This is a genomic window from Streptomyces sp. YIM 121038, from assembly GCF_006088715.1.
Taxonomy (GTDB): domain Bacteria; phylum Actinomycetota; class Actinomycetes; order Streptomycetales; family Streptomycetaceae; genus Streptomyces.
Window position 1 is genome coordinate 5,485,158 of record NZ_CP030771.1, and the last position, 15,329, is coordinate 5,500,486.

The following is a 15,329-nucleotide window of genomic DNA, read 5'->3' on the forward strand; positions in this document are numbered from 1 at the left end:
GTACGAATGCCCACAGCCTGTGGACAGCCGACGGCGCCGCGCGGACGGATAGCGTTAGCATGACGAGAAATCGTCCGGTACCCCGAGCGGACTGGAACGGGAAGGCGTCATCGCGTGAACGCACCTCACCGGCCGGAGCCCCACTCCGACCCCCGGGCGGGCCACGGCCCCGACCCCAAGGACCGGCCCGCGCGGCTCACCGTGGGCGTCGTCGGCGCGGGCCGCGTCGGCCCCGCCCTCGCCGCCGCGCTGCAGCTCGCCGGGCACCGTCCGGTGGCCGTCTCGGGCGTCTCCGACAGCTCCGTCAGGCGGGCCGCGGCCATGCTCCCGGACGTGCCCGTGGTCACCCCCGCACAGGTCCTCGAGCGCGCCGACCTGGTGCTCCTGACCGTGCCCGACGACGCCCTTCCCGGCCTCGTCGAAGGCCTCGCCGAGACCGGCGCGGTGCGCCCCGGACAGCTCCTCGCGCACACCTCCGGGCGGTACGGCACGAAGATCCTCGACCCCGCCCTGCGCGCAGGCGCGCTGCCGCTCGCGCTGCACCCCGCGATGACCTTCACCGGCACCCCCGTGGACGTCCAGCGCCTGGCCGGGTGCTCCTTCGGCGTGACCGCGCCCGACGAGCTGCGGCTCGCCGCCGAGGCCCTGGTCATCGAGATGGGCGGCGAGCCCGAGTGGATCGCCGAGGACGCCAGGCCGCTGTACCACGCGGCGCTCGCGCTCGGCGCCAACCACCTGGTGACCCTGGTCGCCGAGTCCATGGAGCTGCTGCGCGGCGCTGGCGTCGCGGCCCCCGACCGCATGCTCGGCCCGCTGCTCGGCGCGGCCCTGGACAACGCCCTGCGCTCCGGTGACGCCGCGCTGACAGGACCGGTCGCGCGCGGGGACGCGGGCACCGTCGCCGCGCACGTCGCCGAGCTGCGCAAGCACGCGCCGCAGACCGTGGCCGGGTATCTGGCGATGGCCCGCGCCACCGCCGACCGCGCGCTGGCGCACGGCCTCCTCAAGCCGGAGCTCGCCGAGGACCTCCTCGGCGTGCTCGCGGGCCCCGGGGGAGCCGCGGGCGGCACCGAGGGATTCCGCGACGGCGGAGCGGACGGAGGAGACCGATGAGCGGCGCACCGATCCGGCTGCTGCACACCGCCGACGACCTGCGCGCACGCACGCGTACGGGCCGCCGGGCCGTCGTCATGACCATGGGGGCCCTGCACGAGGGCCACGCCACGCTGATCCGCGAGGCGCGGCGCGCGGCGGGCGCCGACGGCGAGGTCGTCGTCACGGTCTTCGTGAACCCGCTCCAGTTCGGCGCGGGCGAGGACCTGGACCGCTATCCGCGCACCCTCGAAGCCGATGTGAAGACCTCCGAGCAGGCGGGCGCCGACGTCGTGTTCGCGCCCTCCGTAGAGGAGGTCTACCCCGGCGGCGAGCCCCAGGTGCGCGTCGGCGCGGGCCCCATGGGCACGGTCCTCGAAGGCGCCACGCGCCCCGGGCACTTCGACGGCGTACTCACCGTCGTCGCCAAGCTGCTGCACCTCACGGCCCCCGACGTGGCGCTGTTCGGCCAGAAGGACGCCCAGCAGCTCGCCCTGATCCGCCGCATGGTGCGGGATCTGAACTTCCCCGTGGAGATCGCCGGCGTGCCGACGGTCCGTGAGGAGGACGGCCTCGCCCGCTCCAGCCGCAACCGCTATCTCTCACCTGCCGAGCGGCACACCGCCCTCGCGCTCTCCCGCGCCCTGTTCGCGGGCCGCGACCGGCACGCCGCGCAGGAGGCCCTGCGCGCGCGTGCGGCACTCGCCCCGGCCACCCCGGCACGCGCGGACGCGCTGAACGCGCTCGGTGAGTCCCGCGCGGCGGCCGACGCCCACGCGGTCGCCCAGGCCGCGCCCGCGGGCCCCGAGGCCGTCCTCGCGGCCGCGCGGCAGGTCCTCGACGAGGCGGCACGTCTTCGGCCCCCGCTCGTCCTGGACTACGCCGCGCTCGTCGACCCGTCGGACTTCCGGCCGGTCGTGCGCGGCCACCAGGGCGACGCGGTGCTCGCCGTCGCCGCCAAGGTCGGCGCGACCCGCCTCATCGACAACATCCCGCTGACCTTCGGAGGTCCGGCGTGACCGCGCCCACCGGGGCCGCCACGCGCCCCCGTACGACCGTGATCGGAGCCCTCGCATGAGCGGTACTGGCATACGGCTGCACGCTCCCGCCCCCGGCTGGTCGCTGACCGCCGACGTCGTGGTCGTCGGCTCCGGAGTGGCCGGTCTGACGGCCGCGCTGCGCTGTGCGGCGGCGGGCCTGGAGACCGTCGTCGTCACCAAGGCGCGCCTGGACGACGGCTCCACGCGCTGGGCGCAGGGCGGCATAGCCGCCGCGCTCGGCGAGGGCGACACTCCCGAGCAGCACCTCGACGACACCCTCGTGGCGGGCGCGGGCCTGTGCGACGCGGAGGCGGTGCGCCTCCTGGTCACCGAGGGCCCCGACGCCGTGCGCCGCCTCATCGAGACGGGCGCCCGGTTCGACGCGGCCGCCGGGGGCGGTCTCGCCCTGACCCGCGAGGGCGGCCACCACCGCAGCCGCATCGCGCACGCGGGCGGCGACGCGACCGGCGCGGAGATCTCCCGCGCCCTCGTCGAAGCGGTCCGCGAGCGCGGCATACCCACCGTCGAGAACGCCCTGGTCCTGGACCTCCTGACGGACGCCGACGGGCACGCGGCAGGCGTGACCCTGCACGTCATGGGGGAGGGCCAGCACGACGGCGTGGGCGCCGTGCGCGCGCCCGCCGTGGTGCTCGCCACCGGCGGCATGGGCCAGGTCTTCTCGGCGACGACGAACCCGTCCGTGTCCACGGGCGACGGCGTGGCCCTCGCCCTGCGCGCCGGCGCGGAGGTCTCCGACCTGGAGTTCGTGCAGTTCCACCCGACGGTGCTCTTCCTGGGCGCCGACGCCGAGGGCCAGCAGCCGCTGGTGTCCGAGGCCGTGCGCGGCGAGGGCGCCCACCTCGTGGACGCGGACGGCGTGCGCTTCATGCTGGGCGCCCACGAGCTCGCCGAGCTGGCCCCGCGCGACATCGTCGCCAAGGGCATCACGCGCCGCATGCTGGAACAGGGCGTCCAGCACATGTACTTGGACGGCCGCCACTTCGGCGCCGACATGTGGGCCACGCGCTTCCCCACGATCCTCGCCGCCTGCCGGGCCCACGGCATCGACCCGGTGACCGAGCCGATCCCGGTCGCCCCCGCCGCCCACTACGCCTCCGGCGGCGTCCGCACCGACCTGCACGGCCGCACCACCGTGGCGGGCCTGTACGCGTGCGGCGAGGTCGCCTGCACGGGCGTGCACGGTGCGAACCGGCTGGCGTCCAACTCCCTCCTGGAGGGCCTGGTCTACGCCGAGCGCATCGCGGCGGACATCGCCGCCCGGCAGGCCGCGGACACCTTCCACGCGCGCGTGCCCGCCCCGGTGGCGGCCCCGGAGCAGCCCGCCCACCCGCTGCTGCCCCCGGAGGCCCGCTTCGCCATCCAGCGGGCCATGACCGAGGGCGCCGGAGTACTGCGTTCCGCCGCCTCGCTCGCCGAGGCCGCCGAGCGGCTCGCCGGGATCCACGCGGCCGCGGCGGGCGCGCTCGCCGAGGACGGCAAGACCGCCGAGCCGGGCGTCGACGCCTGGGAGACCACCAACCTCCTGTGCGTGGCCCGCGTCCTGGTGGCGGCGGCCCAGCGGCGCGAGGAGACTCGTGGCTGCCACTGGCGCGAGGACCACGGGACCCGCGACGACGAGGCGTGGGGACGCCACATCGTCGTCCGCATCAATCCGGATCGCACCCTCGCCGTACGCACCACCGACAACGCCAGCTTCCCCAGCACCCAGGAGCAGTGACCGACGTGAGCACCACCGGCACCCCCGAACTCCCCCTCGCCGACAGCGGCTGCGGCGACGCCTGCGGCTGCGGCGACGAGGCGCCCGACGCCATGGCGTGCGGACTCGACCCGTCGCTCGCCCAGCTCCTCGCCGACGCCGGGCTCGACCCCGTCCAGGTCGAGGACATCGCGCACCTCGCGATCGCCGAGGACATGGAGTTCTCGCCGGACGCCGTGGACGTCACGACGGTCGCCACCATCCCCGAAGAGGCCGTCGCCACCGCCGACTTCACGGCGCGCCAGGCGGGTACCGTCGCGGGCCTCAGGGTCGCCGAGGCCATCGTCTCCGTGGTCTGCGCCGACGAGTTCGAGGTCGAGCGGCACGTCGAGGACGGCGAGCGCGTCGAGGCCGGTGACGTCCTGATGAGCATCACCACCCGCACCCGCGACCTGCTCACCGCCGAGCGCAGCGCGCTGAACGTGCTGTGCCGCCTGTCCGGCATCGCGACCGCCACGCGCGCGTGGGCCGACGCCCTGGAGGGCACCGGCACGAAGGTCCGCGACACCCGCAAGACGACGCCGGGCCTGCGCTCCCTGGAGAAGTACGCCGTCCGCACGGGCGGCGGCGTCAACCACCGCATGTCGCTCGCCGACGCGGCCCTCGTCAAGGACAACCACGTGGTCGCGGCGGGCGGCGTGGCCCAGGCCTTCAAGGCCGTCCGGGACGCCTTCCCGGACGTGGCCGTCGAGGTCGAGGTCGACACCCTGCACCAGCTGCGCGAGGTCGTGGAGGCGGGCGCCGACCTGATCCTCCTGGACAACTTCACGCCCGGGGAGACCGCGGAGGCCGTCGCGATCGTCGGCGGCCGCGCGCTCCTGGAGTCCTCCGGCCGCCTCACCCTGGAGAACGCCAGGGCGTACGCGGAGACGGGCGTCGACTTCCTCGCGGTGGGCGCGCTCACGCACTCCTCGCCGATCCTGGACATCGGCCTCGACCTGAGGGACGCCGCCGAGGCCCCCGCGCGCGGGACGGAGTAACCCGCCATGCTGCTCACGATCGACGTCGGCAACACCCACACCGTCCTCGGGCTCTTCGACGGCGAGGACATCGTCGAGCACTGGCGCATCTCCACCGACGCCCGGCGCACCGCCGACGAACTGGCGGTGCTCCTCAACGGCCTGATGGGCATGCACCCCCTGCTCGGCGAGGAGCTGGGCGACGGCATCGACGGCATCGCGATCTGCTCCACGGTCCCGTCCGTCCTGCACGAGCTCCGTGAGGTCACCCGCCGCTACTACGGCGACGTCCCGGCCGTCCTCGTGGAGCCCGGCATCAAGACCGGCGTCCCCATCCTCATGGACAACCCCAAGGAGGTCGGCGCCGACCGCATCATCAACGCGGTCGCGGCGGTTGAGCTCTACGGAGGCCCCGCGATCGTCGTGGACTTCGGTACGGCGACGACGTTCGACGCGGTCTCCGCGCGCGGGGAGTACGCGGGCGGCGTCATCGCCCCCGGCATCGAGATCTCCGTGGAGGCCCTCGGCGTCCGCGGCGCGCAGCTACGCAAGATCGAGCTGGCCCGGCCGCGCAGCGTCATCGGCAAGAACACCGTGGAGGCCATGCAGGCGGGCATCCTGTACGGCTTCGCGGGCCAGGTCGACGGCGTCGTACGGCGGATGGCCCGCGAGCTCGCGGGCCCGCACGGGGAGCCCGGCGACGTCACGGTCATCGCCACGGGCGGGCTCGCGCCCATGGTGCTCGGCGAGGCGTCGGTCATCGACGAGCACGAGCCGTGGCTGACGCTGATCGGCCTCCGTCTGGTCTACGAGCGGAACGTGTCGCGTACTTGACGTCCCCTCAGGCAACCTGGAACCGCCCCGTGGAGTCTCCCCAGGGAGGGGTTCTGAGCGGGTGTGGGGGCTGGGTGCCTGATGGGCGTGGGACGCAGGAAACGTAGGGGGCGGTGGGGTGCCGCGGCGGCCCTGGCGGTGGCGACGCTGACGGCCGCCGCGCCGGCCTCGGCACAGGAGCCGCCGCCCGGGCCCGCCCTGTCCACGGTCGAGCCCTCCGCGCCCTCCGGGCCCCGCCCGGACGGCCGCATGGCCGAGACCGGCGCGGGGGTGCTGCCCTGGGCCGCGGCCGCCGGGGCCGCGGCCCTCGGCGTGGGCGCGGTCGCCTTCGCCACGACGCGGCGCCGCTCGGAATAGGCCGCCCGGCGAGGCCGGGGAATTTCGGGCGGACGGGTGGGGAGGCAGAGCCCACCACCCGGACAAGCGCGGCCGCAGGCGCGTGTCGCGCAAACGGGTGAGTTAAGACGATTTTGTCCTTTGCGCGCGTATCGTCACCCCATGCCCACGCCATACGGATCCCGGGGCGGCATGGCCTTCGGCGCTCAGGAGCTGCGCGTGCTCCGCCGCGCCCTGGCCCTCGCCCTGCACCCCAGTACCGCTCACGCCCTCGACGACCAGGCCGTGCAGGACTGCGTGCGCCTCGCCGACGACATCGACGAGACGGTGCGCGAAGGCGCACGGCTGCGCGCCTTCCTGGTGGCCGACCTCGCGCGCTACCGGGCGGCGCTGCCCGGCACCGCCGCCGGCTACCTGGAGCTCCTGGAGGACGTGCTCGCCACCGGCTACCGGCCCGCCCCCGACGACCTCGCCGCGCTGCGCGCCCTGCGCGGCACTCCGCGCGCGGCCGCCCTGCTCGCCCGCTGCGAAGGCCTCGCCGAGCGGGCCCTGCGCGCCCGCCTCGCGGCGGCGAGCGAGGCCCGGGCGGCGGACGGCCGCACCGCGCCCCCGCCCCGGCCCCTCGTGCCGCAGTCCCGCACCCGGCTCCTGGCCCTGCCCGGCGGCCGTGCCGCCGACGGGGACAAGCCCGCGCCCCGGCCCGAGCCGCCCGCCGAGCGCCCCGCCCCGCCCGAGCGGCCGCGCCCGGTGCCCACCCCGGCCGAGGTGTTCCCGCCCAAGCGCCCGGCACAGCCGCCCGCCCCGTCGCAGCGGCTCGCGGCGGGCTAGCTACGCTGGGGGCATGGAATACGTCTCCGCGCTCGTGCCCCCGGTAGTGATGGCCGTGTTCTTCATCGGCCTCATCGTGACGATCGTCAAGACCCAGGGCGGCGCCAACAAGGCCAAGGAGGACGCCGCCGTCGACGCGGCGATCGCCGGAGCCGAGTCCGTCCGGCAGTCACCGAAGGCCGGCGCCTGACCCAGGCGCCCCTCCAAGGCCCCTCAAGGGCATACGGTTCCCCTCGCGCGCGAACCGTATGCCCTTTTTGTCATAAAAGTCGACGCTATGGGGTGCCCGCCCCTCTCATCCCGCCTTTCGCGGCTTCAGTGACTTAGGTCACTTCGCCCACTATTGTTCTGCTGTGCCTCGCCCCTTGGGAGAACTCGAAGACGCAGTGATGACGCGGGTGTGGAAGTGGAACCGCCCCGTGACCGTTCGAGAAGTCCTGGAAGACCTGCAACAGGAACGGTCGATCGCGTACACCACGGTGATGACCGTTCTGGACAATCTCCATCAGAAGGGCTGGGTACGCCGCGAAGCGGAAGGCCGCGCCTATCGATATGAGGCGGTCTCCACACGCGCCGCCTACTCGGCCGCACTCATGAACGAAGCCTGGTCGCAGAGCGACAACCCCGCGGCCGCTCTCGTCGCCTTCTTCGGCATGATGTCGCCACAGCAGCGGGAAGCCCTCAGTGACGCGGTCCGCATGGTCGAATCCCATGAGAGCCCCGCGAGCCCGGCGAACCCGGCGAACCCCGAGAACCCCGCGAACCCCGACGCTCCGGACCGCGTGACCGAGCGATAGCGTCCGCCCATGCCAGCCGAGCCCGACGAACTCCCCGCGGAGCGTGCCGAAGTCCCGCCGCTCAGCGACTCCACGCCAAATGCCGTCTCCGTGCGCAGGGCGCGCACCACGGATGTGCCCGCCGTGCGGTCCCTGCTCGACTCGTACGCCCGCCGGGGTGTCCTGCTCGACAAAGCGACCGTCACGCTTTACGAGGACATCCAGGAGTTCTGGGTCGCGGAACGCGGTGGCGGCAACGGCAAAGCGGGGGCGGTGGTCGGCTGCGGGGCCCTGCACGTGATGTGGGAAGACCTGGCCGAAGTCCGTACCCTCGCGGTGAATCCTCAGGTCAAGGGTGCGGGCGTGGGGCATCAGCTGCTCGGTAAGTTGCTTCAGACCGCGCGCTGGCTCGGTGTCCGGCGCGTTTTCTGCCTCACCTTCGAAGTCGACTTCTTCGCCAAGCACGGCTTCGTGGAGATCGGCGAGACGCCCGCCGATACCGTCGACACAGATGTCTACACGGAGCTCCTTCGTTCCTATGACGAGGGCGTAGCGGAGTTCCTGGGCCTCGAACGAGTGAAACCGAACACCTTGGGCAACAGCCGGATGCTTCTGCATCTGTGATCGTGACGGGACTATTCCGGGCTGTCACATGCCCGGTGCCCTATGTCCGAAACGCGCATGTTTCCCGGGATCTCGTGGAGCCGGTCTCTCCCAGGGGTTTGTGTTTTTCCAGGAAAAGCGGTTTGCTTTCCGACGTACTGCAGTGCTGCATATAACAGGGGGCGGCGAATCGGCGGCGCAGGCCGCGTGGCCCGGCCCTGAAGTTATCGATGAAAGGAAATCCGGTGGCACAGAAGGTTCAGGTCCTTCTTGTCGATGACCTCGACGGCGGCGAGGCGGACGAGACCGTGACGTTCGCCCTCGACGGCAAGAGCTACGAGATCGATCTCACCACCGCCAACGCAGACAAGCTCCGCGGACTCCTCGAGCCGTACCTCAAGGGCGGTCGGCGTACCGGAGGCCGTGCGAGCGGTCGTGGCAAGGGGCGCGCCCCGGCGGCGAGCCAGAGCCAGGACACCGCGCAGATCCGCGCCTGGGCGAAGGAGAACGGCTTCGAGGTCAACGACCGCGGCCGCGTCCCCGCGTCCATCCGCGAGGCCTACGAGAAGGCCAACGGCTGATTGCTCGCACGCCGCAAGCGGACCCGGTGGCACTGCGTCGCCGCCGTGTCCACGAGCCGTACGAGATCGGAGCCCGCGGCGGAGCCGGAATGGGGGTCGGTTCCGCTGCCGTCCAGGGCCCGCGCCGCCGCCCGTGGCGCCAGGGCCGCCAGAGTCGTGAGCGACGGCAGCGCGGCTTCCACTTCGTGTCCGGGCTCCGGGGGGCGCAGCCACACGGCGGCCCCTCGTGAGCCGGGCAGGCCCGGCGGCGTCGGAGCGTCGATCAGGCCGCCCGAGCCGATCGCGGTGAGGTCCAGGGGGATGTCCCCCCACTCCAGCCAGTCGAGCAGCCCCGGCAGCTCGTCGGCGCTGCCCGCGGCCATCAGGAGCCGCATCGTCCCGCCGTGCAGGGCCACGGGGGCCTTCGGGCCCAGGTGGCGCAGCGCGGCGAAGCCCGCCTCGGCCGGCAGCTGAAGGACGTCGAAGCGCACGCCTGTGACCAGGCGGAGGGCGGCCCCTGGCCCCGGCCCGGGGCGCACCGGCCAGCCGAGCTCCCGCTCGTACCACCGCCGCACCGGGTCGTCCCGCAGCGCCCCCGCGCGCCGGGTACGCGGTTCGGCGGACGGCCGGGGCTGCGGAACGCTGGGAAGGGCCATGCCAGGAGCAACCGCCCGGGGCGTACGGGAGTTACGGCGCATGTCACGCAGGGTGGTGCACTGGTTGCGTACGGTGGCGAAAGTGGGGGCGTGTCAGGACGCTCTCCGGCGCAAGGGTGTTCGCCCGTAGCGGAGGGAACCAGTGTGCGCCGCATGGAGTGTCCGTGCATACGGGTAAGACATCCCTAGTGGGGAGGGGCGACACGCGGTGTTCAGGCGTCTCACGTTCGCCAACGGCGTACTGATGGCGAGGGTAACTGCCTGGCCTGCGGGAACATCGTCTCGCACCATCAGGTTGGAGCATGTGTCGGCGTATGAGTCAGGAAGCGTTCCCTACCGTAGTGAGGGTGATCCGACCGGTGTCGGCAGTTGGAATGAGCGGTCCCCGCTTGCGGGACTAAGCTGCGGAAGGACAGGGAGGGGACCGACCCCTTTACTGCCTGACCGCTCTGAGGAGCGATTAACGATGTTCGAGAGGTTCACCGACCGCGCGCGGCGGGTTGTCGTCCTGGCTCAGGAAGAAGCCCGGATGCTCAACCACAACTACATCGGCACCGAGCACATCCTCCTGGGCCTGATCCACGAGGGTGAGGGTGTCGCCGCTAAGGCCCTGGAGAGCCTCGGGATTTCGCTCGAGGCGGTCCGCCAGCAGGTGGAGGAGATCATCGGCCAGGGCCAGCAGGCCCCGTCCGGCCACATCCCCTTCACCCCCCGTGCCAAGAAGGTCCTGGAGCTGTCGCTCCGCGAGGCCCTTCAGCTGGGCCACAACTACATCGGCACGGAGCACATCCTGCTCGGCCTGATCCGCGAGGGCGAGGGCGTCGCCGCCCAGGTCCTGGTCAAGCTGGGTGCCGATCTCAACCGGGTGCGGCAGCAGGTCATCCAGCTGCTCTCCGGCTACCAGGGCAAGGAGACCGCCACCGCCGGCGGTCCTGCCGAGGGCACGCCCTCCACGTCCCTGGTCCTCGACCAGTTCGGCCGGAACCTCACCCAGGCCGCTCGTGAGTCCAAGCTCGACCCGGTCATCGGGCGCGAGAAGGAGATCGAGCGGGTCATGCAGGTGCTGTCCCGCCGCACGAAGAACAACCCGGTCCTGATCGGTGAGCCCGGCGTCGGCAAGACCGCCGTCGTCGAGGGGCTCGCGCAGGCCATCGTCAAGGGCGAAGTGCCCGAGACGCTCAAGGACAAGCACCTCTACACGCTGGACCTCGGCGCCCTGGTCGCCGGCTCCCGCTACCGCGGTGACTTCGAGGAGCGCCTGAAGAAGGTCCTCAAGGAGATCCGCACCCGCGGCGACATCATCCTGTTCATCGACGAGCTGCACACGCTCGTGGGTGCGGGTGCCGCCGAGGGCGCCATCGACGCGGCGAGCATCCTCAAGCCGATGCTGGCCCGCGGCGAGCTCCAGACCATCGGCGCGACCACCCTGGACGAGTACCGCAAGCACCTGGAGAAGGACGCGGCCCTCGAGCGCCGCTTCCAGCCGATCCAGGTCGCGGAGCCGTCCCTGCCGCACACCATCGAGATCCTCAAGGGCCTGCGCGACCGCTACGAGGCCCACCACCGCGTCTCGATCACGGACGAGGCCCTCGTGCAGGCGGCCACCCTCGCCGACCGGTACATCTCGGACCGCTTCCTGCCGGACAAGGCGATCGACCTGATCGACGAGGCCGGTTCCCGGATGCGCATCCGCCGGATGACCGCGCCGCCGGACCTCCGCGAGTTCGACGAGAAGATCGCGGGCGTGCGCCGGGACAAGGAGTCGGCGATCGACTCCCAGGACTTCGAGAAGGCCGCGTCCCTGCGCGACAAGGAGAAGCAGCTCCTCGCCGCGAAGGCCAAGCGCGAGAAGGAGTGGAAGGCCGGCGACATGGACGTCGTCGCCGAGGTCGACGGCGAGCTGATCGCCGAGGTCCTCGCCACGGCCACCGGCATCCCGGTCTTCAAGCTGACGGAGGAGGAGTCCTCCCGTCTGCTCCGCATGGAGGACGAGCTCCACAAGCGCGTCATCGGCCAGAAGGACGCCGTCAAGGCGCTCTCGAAGGCGATCCGGCGTACGCGTGCCGGTCTGAAGGACCCGAAGCGCCCCGGCGGCTCGTTCATCTTCGCGGGCCCGTCCGGCGTCGGTAAGACCGAGCTGTCCAAGGCCCTCGCCGAGTTCCTCTTCGGTGACGAGGACGCGCTGATCTCCCTCGACATGTCGGAGTTCAGCGAGAAGCACACGGTGTCGCGTCTCTTCGGCTCGCCCCCCGGCTACGTGGGGTACGAGGAGGGCGGCCAGCTGACCGAGAAGGTCCGCCGCAAGCCGTTCTCCGTCGTCCTCTTCGACGAGGTCGAGAAGGCCCACCCGGACATCTTCAACTCGCTGCTGCAGATCCTGGAGGACGGTCGCCTGACCGACTCCCAGGGCCGGGTCGTGGACTTCAAGAACACGGTCATCATCATGACGACCAACCTCGGCACCCGGGACATCTCCAAGGGCTTCAACCTGGGCTTCGCGGCCTCGGGCGACAAGAAGACCAACTACGAGCGCATGAAGAACAAGGTCTCGGACGAGCTCAAGCAGCACTTCCGCCCCGAGTTCCTCAACCGCGTCGACGACGTCGTCGTCTTCCCGCAGCTGACCCAGGACGACATCCTCCAGATCGTCGACCTCATGATCAGCAAGGTGGACGAGCGCCTGAAGGACCGGGACATGGGCATCGAGCTCTCCCAGTCCGCCAAGGAGCTCCTCGCCAAGAAGGGCTACGACCCCGTCCTGGGTGCCCGGCCGCTGCGCCGCACCATCCAGCGCGAGGTCGAGGACACGCTCTCCGAGAAGATCCTCTTCGGTGAGCTGCGTCCGGGCCACATCGTGGTCGTCGACACGGAGGGCGAGGGCGAGACCGCCACGTTCACCTTCCGCGGCGAGGAAAAGGCCGCGCTGCCGGACGTGCCGCCGATCGAGTCGGCCGCCGGTGGCTCGGGCCCGAACCTGAGCAAGGAGGCGTAGCTCTTCGAGAGCACGCCGAAGGGGCTGCCCCGGACCGTTTCGTACGGTCCGGGGCAGCCCCTTTTCCGGCCCTGGCGCCGGCTCAGAGGTGTGGGGTGGCGTCGGCCGGGGCGACGGCCTCTCGCAGGACGCGGGCCAGGTCCTCCTCCGTGGGCAGGAGCTGGCGGCCGCGCGGGGGGAGCGAGGTGTAGGTGGCCTGGCCGCTGCTCGTCTCGATGAGGACGCCGATGGTGGGGGCGTCCCGGTCGGGGTCGCGGACCAGGTCGTCCACCGCCCGCACCTGGGCGTCCAGGCGGGTGAGGTGGGTGGGGCGCGTGGTGGTCGTACCGAGCGCGCAGGCCACGTAGCGGCGCAGGGAGAGGTGGTAGAAGAGCAGGTCCACGCGGTGGTACTGGTCACCGGCGAGGACGGGGTAGCGGCAGCCGACGAACGCGAAGCCGCTGCCGAGGCCGGTGAGGACGCGGACCATCCGGTTCGCGATCGACTCCTCGTACGTGGGGTCGGCCGGGCGCTGGTCGTCCAGGCGCAGGAAGTCGAGGCGGTAGGGGTCGCAGGCGAGTTCGGCGAGGGCGGGGGAGCCCGCGGGCAGGGTCACGTCGTCCGGGAGCGGCGGGGTGGCGCGCTGCGGGAGGTGCAGGCGCTGGCGGATGGCCAGCGTCAGCTGTGCCCGTGACCAGCCGTTGCGCACGGCCTCGGTCGCGTAGAAGTCCCGCTCCGCGCGGGTGTGCAACTTGTCGAGCAGCACCGTGATGTGACTCCAGGGGAGCTGCGCGACCGGGCGCTGGGCGATGAGCGCGGGCCAGGTGTGCGCCATCTTCGGGGTCTGCACGAGGTTGCGGTACGAGAAGATCCGCTGCCGCGGGAAGGCGCCCCGCAGGTCCGTGGCGAGCCGGGCCACGATGCCGGTGCCCCAGCCGTCCTCTGTCTGGCGGGCCAGGATCAGCTTGCCGATCCGCCAGTACATCTGGACCAGTTCGGCGTTCACGGCCCTCCGGGTGCGGAGGCGGGCGCCCTCTGCCGTGGCCTTCGCTTCGGCCAGCAGATCTTCGTACTTGTGCATGGGCCGAGGCTGGCGCAGCGGGCGCTTTACAGGGGCGGGAACCCTGTGGGGTCATCCGAACGTGTGGGGGTGGTTTGGGAGTTCGGCTCCCCGTGGGGCCCGGATCGGCTGTTTCGGCCAGGGGGCGAGTGGAGGAGGTCCGGGTCCCGTTCGCTGTGCCCGCCGTGCAGGTCCTTGTCCGTCGGCTTCTGGCGCTCTCCCTGAAGGAGACCGGGAAGTCGATATGTATGGGTTTGTCCACCGGGGCGGCGTCGGGTCAGGGGGTGCGCGAGGCGGATGCCGACGGCCGCGGGTTCCCTGCGCGCGAGCGTAGCGCCGGTCACATCCCGCCGATGGTGGATCTTGGCGGCGGTGACATGGGGCACAGGGCATACGTCACATACGAGGACGGGTAGTGGTGCCGTTCGGCGCTGTGGCAGGGACTTTCGGCCCGCAACGCGCCCCCGGAGCTACGGCCGCCCCTAGTAGAAGCGCGTTTTGGGCGCCGGGCGGGCTGGGGGTTACCAAGGGATGGCCATCCGGCACGCACCCCCAAGCGTGCCGGATTCGCTTTGCCGTTCTTGTCTTGTACGTCCCCAGCGTGCGAGCCGCGCCCCCCGCGGCCCGTGCCCGGCACCCCGTGTGCCGCCCGCCCCGGAGGTCTCCATGTCGAAGCGCTCGAAGTCCCACCCTTCCGGCCGCCCGTCCTGCCGCGTCCGCGCGGCCGTCGTCGCCGTCGGCGTCGGCGCGGTGACGGCGCTCGGGGCGGGTGCCGCGGGCGCCGCCGTGAAGGCCCCCGCCGCCCCGTCCTGGCAGGACCCGGTCGACCGCTACCGCCTCTCCGCGACCTTCGGCCTGGGCGGCAGCATGTGGGCCCACAAGCACTCCGGCCAGGACTTCGCCGTCCCGAGCGGCACCGTGGTCAAGTCCGTGCACGCCGGGACCGTCGTGAAGGCGGGCCCGAACGGCGCCGGTGACGGGCCCGCGTACGGCAACGCCGTCGTCATCAAGCACGCCAACGGCACGTACTCGCAGTACGCGCACCTCTCCCGCGTCGAGGTGCGCGTCGGCCAGGCCGTCACCGGCGGCCAGCGCATCGCCCTCTCCGGCAACACGGGCAACTCCAGCGGCCCCCACCTGCACTTCGAGATCCGTACGACGCCGAACTACGGCTCGGCCGTCGACCCGGTCTCCTTCCTGCGCCAGCAGGGCGTGCGCGTGTGATCCCCTCCGCGCGCACGCTCTGACTCAGACGCCTTCGTGCGCCTGGGTCACCAAGTCGATGGCGACCTCGAGGATGGCTTTCCGCTTCTCCTCGGGGTCGCCTTCGGCGTCCTTGAGCACGAACATCCCGCCGTGCATGGTGAACAGCGCGCTGAAGCAGCGCACCTGCGCGGTCATCGGCGTCGCCGGATCGTCGCTCTTGAGGATGTCCAGGAGCTGGAGCATGCGGTCCTTGAAGCTCTCACCGGTCTTCAGGTCGCGCATCGTCGCCTGGTTCTCCTGCATGAAGCGGAAGAGCGGGGCGGCGTTCGTGAGGATCTCGCTGTAGCGCGTGAGGATCGCCCGCTTGGTGTCGAGCGTGCGCGGCTGCTCCTTGCCCCACTCGATCAGCTCGTCGATGGGGCGGGTCATGTCGTCGAAGATGCTGGTGAGGATGTCTTCCTTGGTCTTGAAGTGGTAGTACAGCGCCGCCTTCGTGACCTCTAGACGCTCGGCGATCTCCCGCAGCGACGTCTTCTCGTACCCCTGCTCGGCGAACAGTTCGAGTGCCACGTCCTGGATGCGCTGGCGGGTGTCACCGCGGCGCTGCTGCTTCCCTGTGCCCATGGGGCGA

Annotated in this window: 16 protein-coding genes; 13 read left to right on the forward strand and 3 right to left on the reverse strand. The window is 72.0% G+C overall.

Annotated features, from left to right (window positions below):
- The first annotated feature begins 114 nt into the window (after nt 1-114).
- From C9F11_RS23405 to C9F11_RS23450, 11 genes are all read left to right on the forward strand, one after another.
- Nucleotides 115-1,113: a DUF2520 domain-containing protein gene (locus C9F11_RS23405; RefSeq protein ID WP_138961118.1), complete on the forward strand. Its 999-nt coding sequence runs from the start codon at nt 115-117 to the stop codon at nt 1,111-1,113.
- Nucleotides 1,110-2,111, forward strand: a complete 1,002-nt coding sequence (gene panC / locus C9F11_RS23410) for a pantoate--beta-alanine ligase (protein WP_138961119.1) — start codon at nt 1,110-1,112, stop codon at nt 2,109-2,111. The genes C9F11_RS23405 and panC overlap by 4 nt, the downstream gene beginning before the upstream one ends.
- Before the next feature lie 55 nt (nt 2,112-2,166).
- On the forward strand, nt 2,167-3,870 hold the full coding sequence (locus C9F11_RS23415; RefSeq protein ID WP_138961120.1) for an L-aspartate oxidase: 1,704 nt from the start codon (nt 2,167-2,169) through the stop codon (nt 3,868-3,870).
- On the forward strand, nt 3,867-4,889 hold the full coding sequence (nadC, locus tag C9F11_RS23420) for a carboxylating nicotinate-nucleotide diphosphorylase (protein ID WP_171075824.1): 1,023 nt from the start codon (nt 3,867-3,869) through the stop codon (nt 4,887-4,889). Before C9F11_RS23415 ends, nadC begins: the two co-directional genes overlap by 4 nt.
- Before the next feature lie 6 nt (nt 4,890-4,895).
- On the forward strand, nt 4,896-5,702 hold the full coding sequence (locus tag C9F11_RS23425) for a type III pantothenate kinase (protein ID WP_138961121.1): 807 nt from the start codon (nt 4,896-4,898) through the stop codon (nt 5,700-5,702).
- An 87-nt stretch (nt 5,703-5,789) separates the two neighbouring features.
- Nucleotides 5,790-6,059 carry a hypothetical protein gene (locus C9F11_RS23430; RefSeq protein WP_138961122.1) on the forward strand — a complete coding sequence of 90 codons (270 nt, stop codon included), beginning with the start codon at nt 5,790-5,792 and terminating at the stop codon, nt 6,057-6,059.
- A 141-nt stretch (nt 6,060-6,200) separates the two neighbouring features.
- Nucleotides 6,201-6,866: a hypothetical protein gene (locus C9F11_RS23435; RefSeq protein WP_242720602.1), complete on the forward strand. Its 666-nt coding sequence runs from the start codon at nt 6,201-6,203 to the stop codon at nt 6,864-6,866.
- A gap of 13 nt (nt 6,867-6,879) precedes the next feature.
- Nucleotides 6,880-7,056: a hypothetical protein gene (locus C9F11_RS47495; protein WP_171075825.1), complete on the forward strand. Its 177-nt coding sequence runs from the start codon at nt 6,880-6,882 to the stop codon at nt 7,054-7,056.
- A 163-nt stretch (nt 7,057-7,219) separates the two neighbouring features.
- On the forward strand, nt 7,220-7,663 hold the full coding sequence (locus tag C9F11_RS23440) for a BlaI/MecI/CopY family transcriptional regulator (protein WP_138961123.1): 444 nt from the start codon (nt 7,220-7,222) through the stop codon (nt 7,661-7,663).
- 9 nt (nt 7,664-7,672) lie between these two features.
- Nucleotides 7,673-8,266 (forward strand): amino-acid N-acetyltransferase, encoded by a 594-nt coding sequence (locus C9F11_RS23445; protein ID WP_138961124.1) that lies wholly within the window; start codon nt 7,673-7,675, stop codon nt 8,264-8,266.
- 224 nt (nt 8,267-8,490) lie between these two features.
- Nucleotides 8,491-8,826, forward strand: a complete 336-nt coding sequence (locus C9F11_RS23450; RefSeq protein WP_030679881.1) for an Lsr2 family protein — start codon at nt 8,491-8,493, stop codon at nt 8,824-8,826.
- On the opposite strand, the gene C9F11_RS23455 is transcribed toward C9F11_RS23450, so the two are convergent.
- A complete protein-coding gene (locus C9F11_RS23455) occupies nt 8,805-9,461 on the reverse strand; it encodes an SCO3374 family protein (RefSeq protein WP_249401852.1) in 657 nt (218 codons plus the stop codon). The two genes, C9F11_RS23450 and C9F11_RS23455, sit on opposite strands and share 22 nt — an antisense overlap.
- Before the next feature lie 466 nt (nt 9,462-9,927).
- Between C9F11_RS23455 and C9F11_RS23465 the strand changes: the two genes are divergently transcribed.
- Nucleotides 9,928-12,453: an ATP-dependent Clp protease ATP-binding subunit gene (locus tag C9F11_RS23465; RefSeq protein WP_138961125.1), complete on the forward strand. Its 2,526-nt coding sequence runs from the start codon at nt 9,928-9,930 to the stop codon at nt 12,451-12,453.
- A gap of 82 nt (nt 12,454-12,535) precedes the next feature.
- On the opposite strand, the gene C9F11_RS23470 is transcribed toward C9F11_RS23465, so the two are convergent.
- Nucleotides 12,536-13,513, reverse strand: a complete 978-nt coding sequence (locus C9F11_RS23470; protein ID WP_138961126.1) for a PDDEXK nuclease domain-containing protein — start codon at nt 13,511-13,513, stop codon at nt 12,536-12,538.
- Between the two features lie 645 nt (nt 13,514-14,158).
- On the opposite strand from C9F11_RS23470, the gene C9F11_RS23475 reads away from it, so the two are divergent.
- Complete coding sequence (locus C9F11_RS23475; protein ID WP_138961127.1) at nt 14,159-14,716, forward strand: M23 family metallopeptidase; 558 nt, start codon at nt 14,159-14,161, stop codon at nt 14,714-14,716.
- A 24-nt stretch (nt 14,717-14,740) separates the two neighbouring features.
- Here C9F11_RS23475 and C9F11_RS23480 read toward each other — a convergent pair whose 3' ends face one another.
- Entirely contained in the window at nt 14,741-15,322 is a 582-nt protein-coding gene (locus tag C9F11_RS23480; RefSeq protein WP_138961128.1) for a TetR/AcrR family transcriptional regulator, read from the reverse strand.
- Nucleotides 15,323-15,329: the final 7 nt, after the last annotated feature.

Coding starts and splice junctions, on each gene's coding strand:
- C9F11_RS23480 (WP_138961128.1), bottom strand. CDS start 15,322: ATGGGCACAGGGAAGCAGCAGCGCCGCGGTGACACCCGCCAGCGCATC.
- C9F11_RS23455 (WP_249401852.1), bottom strand. CDS start 9,461: ATGGCCCTTCCCAGCGTTCCGCAGCCCCGGCCGTCCGCCGAACCGCGT.
- C9F11_RS23465 (WP_138961125.1), top strand. CDS start 9,928: ATGTTCGAGAGGTTCACCGACCGCGCGCGGCGGGTTGTCGTCCTGGCT.
- C9F11_RS47495 (WP_171075825.1), top strand. CDS start 6,880: ATGGAATACGTCTCCGCGCTCGTGCCCCCGGTAGTGATGGCCGTGTTC.
- C9F11_RS23475 (WP_138961127.1), top strand. CDS start 14,159: ATGTCGAAGCGCTCGAAGTCCCACCCTTCCGGCCGCCCGTCCTGCCGC.
- C9F11_RS23470 (WP_138961126.1), bottom strand. CDS start 13,513: ATGCACAAGTACGAAGATCTGCTGGCCGAAGCGAAGGCCACGGCAGAG.
- panC (WP_138961119.1), top strand. CDS start 1,110: ATGAGCGGCGCACCGATCCGGCTGCTGCACACCGCCGACGACCTGCGC.
- C9F11_RS23425 (WP_138961121.1), top strand. CDS start 4,896: ATGCTGCTCACGATCGACGTCGGCAACACCCACACCGTCCTCGGGCTC.
- C9F11_RS23435 (WP_242720602.1), top strand. CDS start 6,201: ATGCCCACGCCATACGGATCCCGGGGCGGCATGGCCTTCGGCGCTCAG.
- C9F11_RS23415 (WP_138961120.1), top strand. CDS start 2,167: ATGAGCGGTACTGGCATACGGCTGCACGCTCCCGCCCCCGGCTGGTCG.
- C9F11_RS23445 (WP_138961124.1), top strand. CDS start 7,673: ATGCCAGCCGAGCCCGACGAACTCCCCGCGGAGCGTGCCGAAGTCCCG.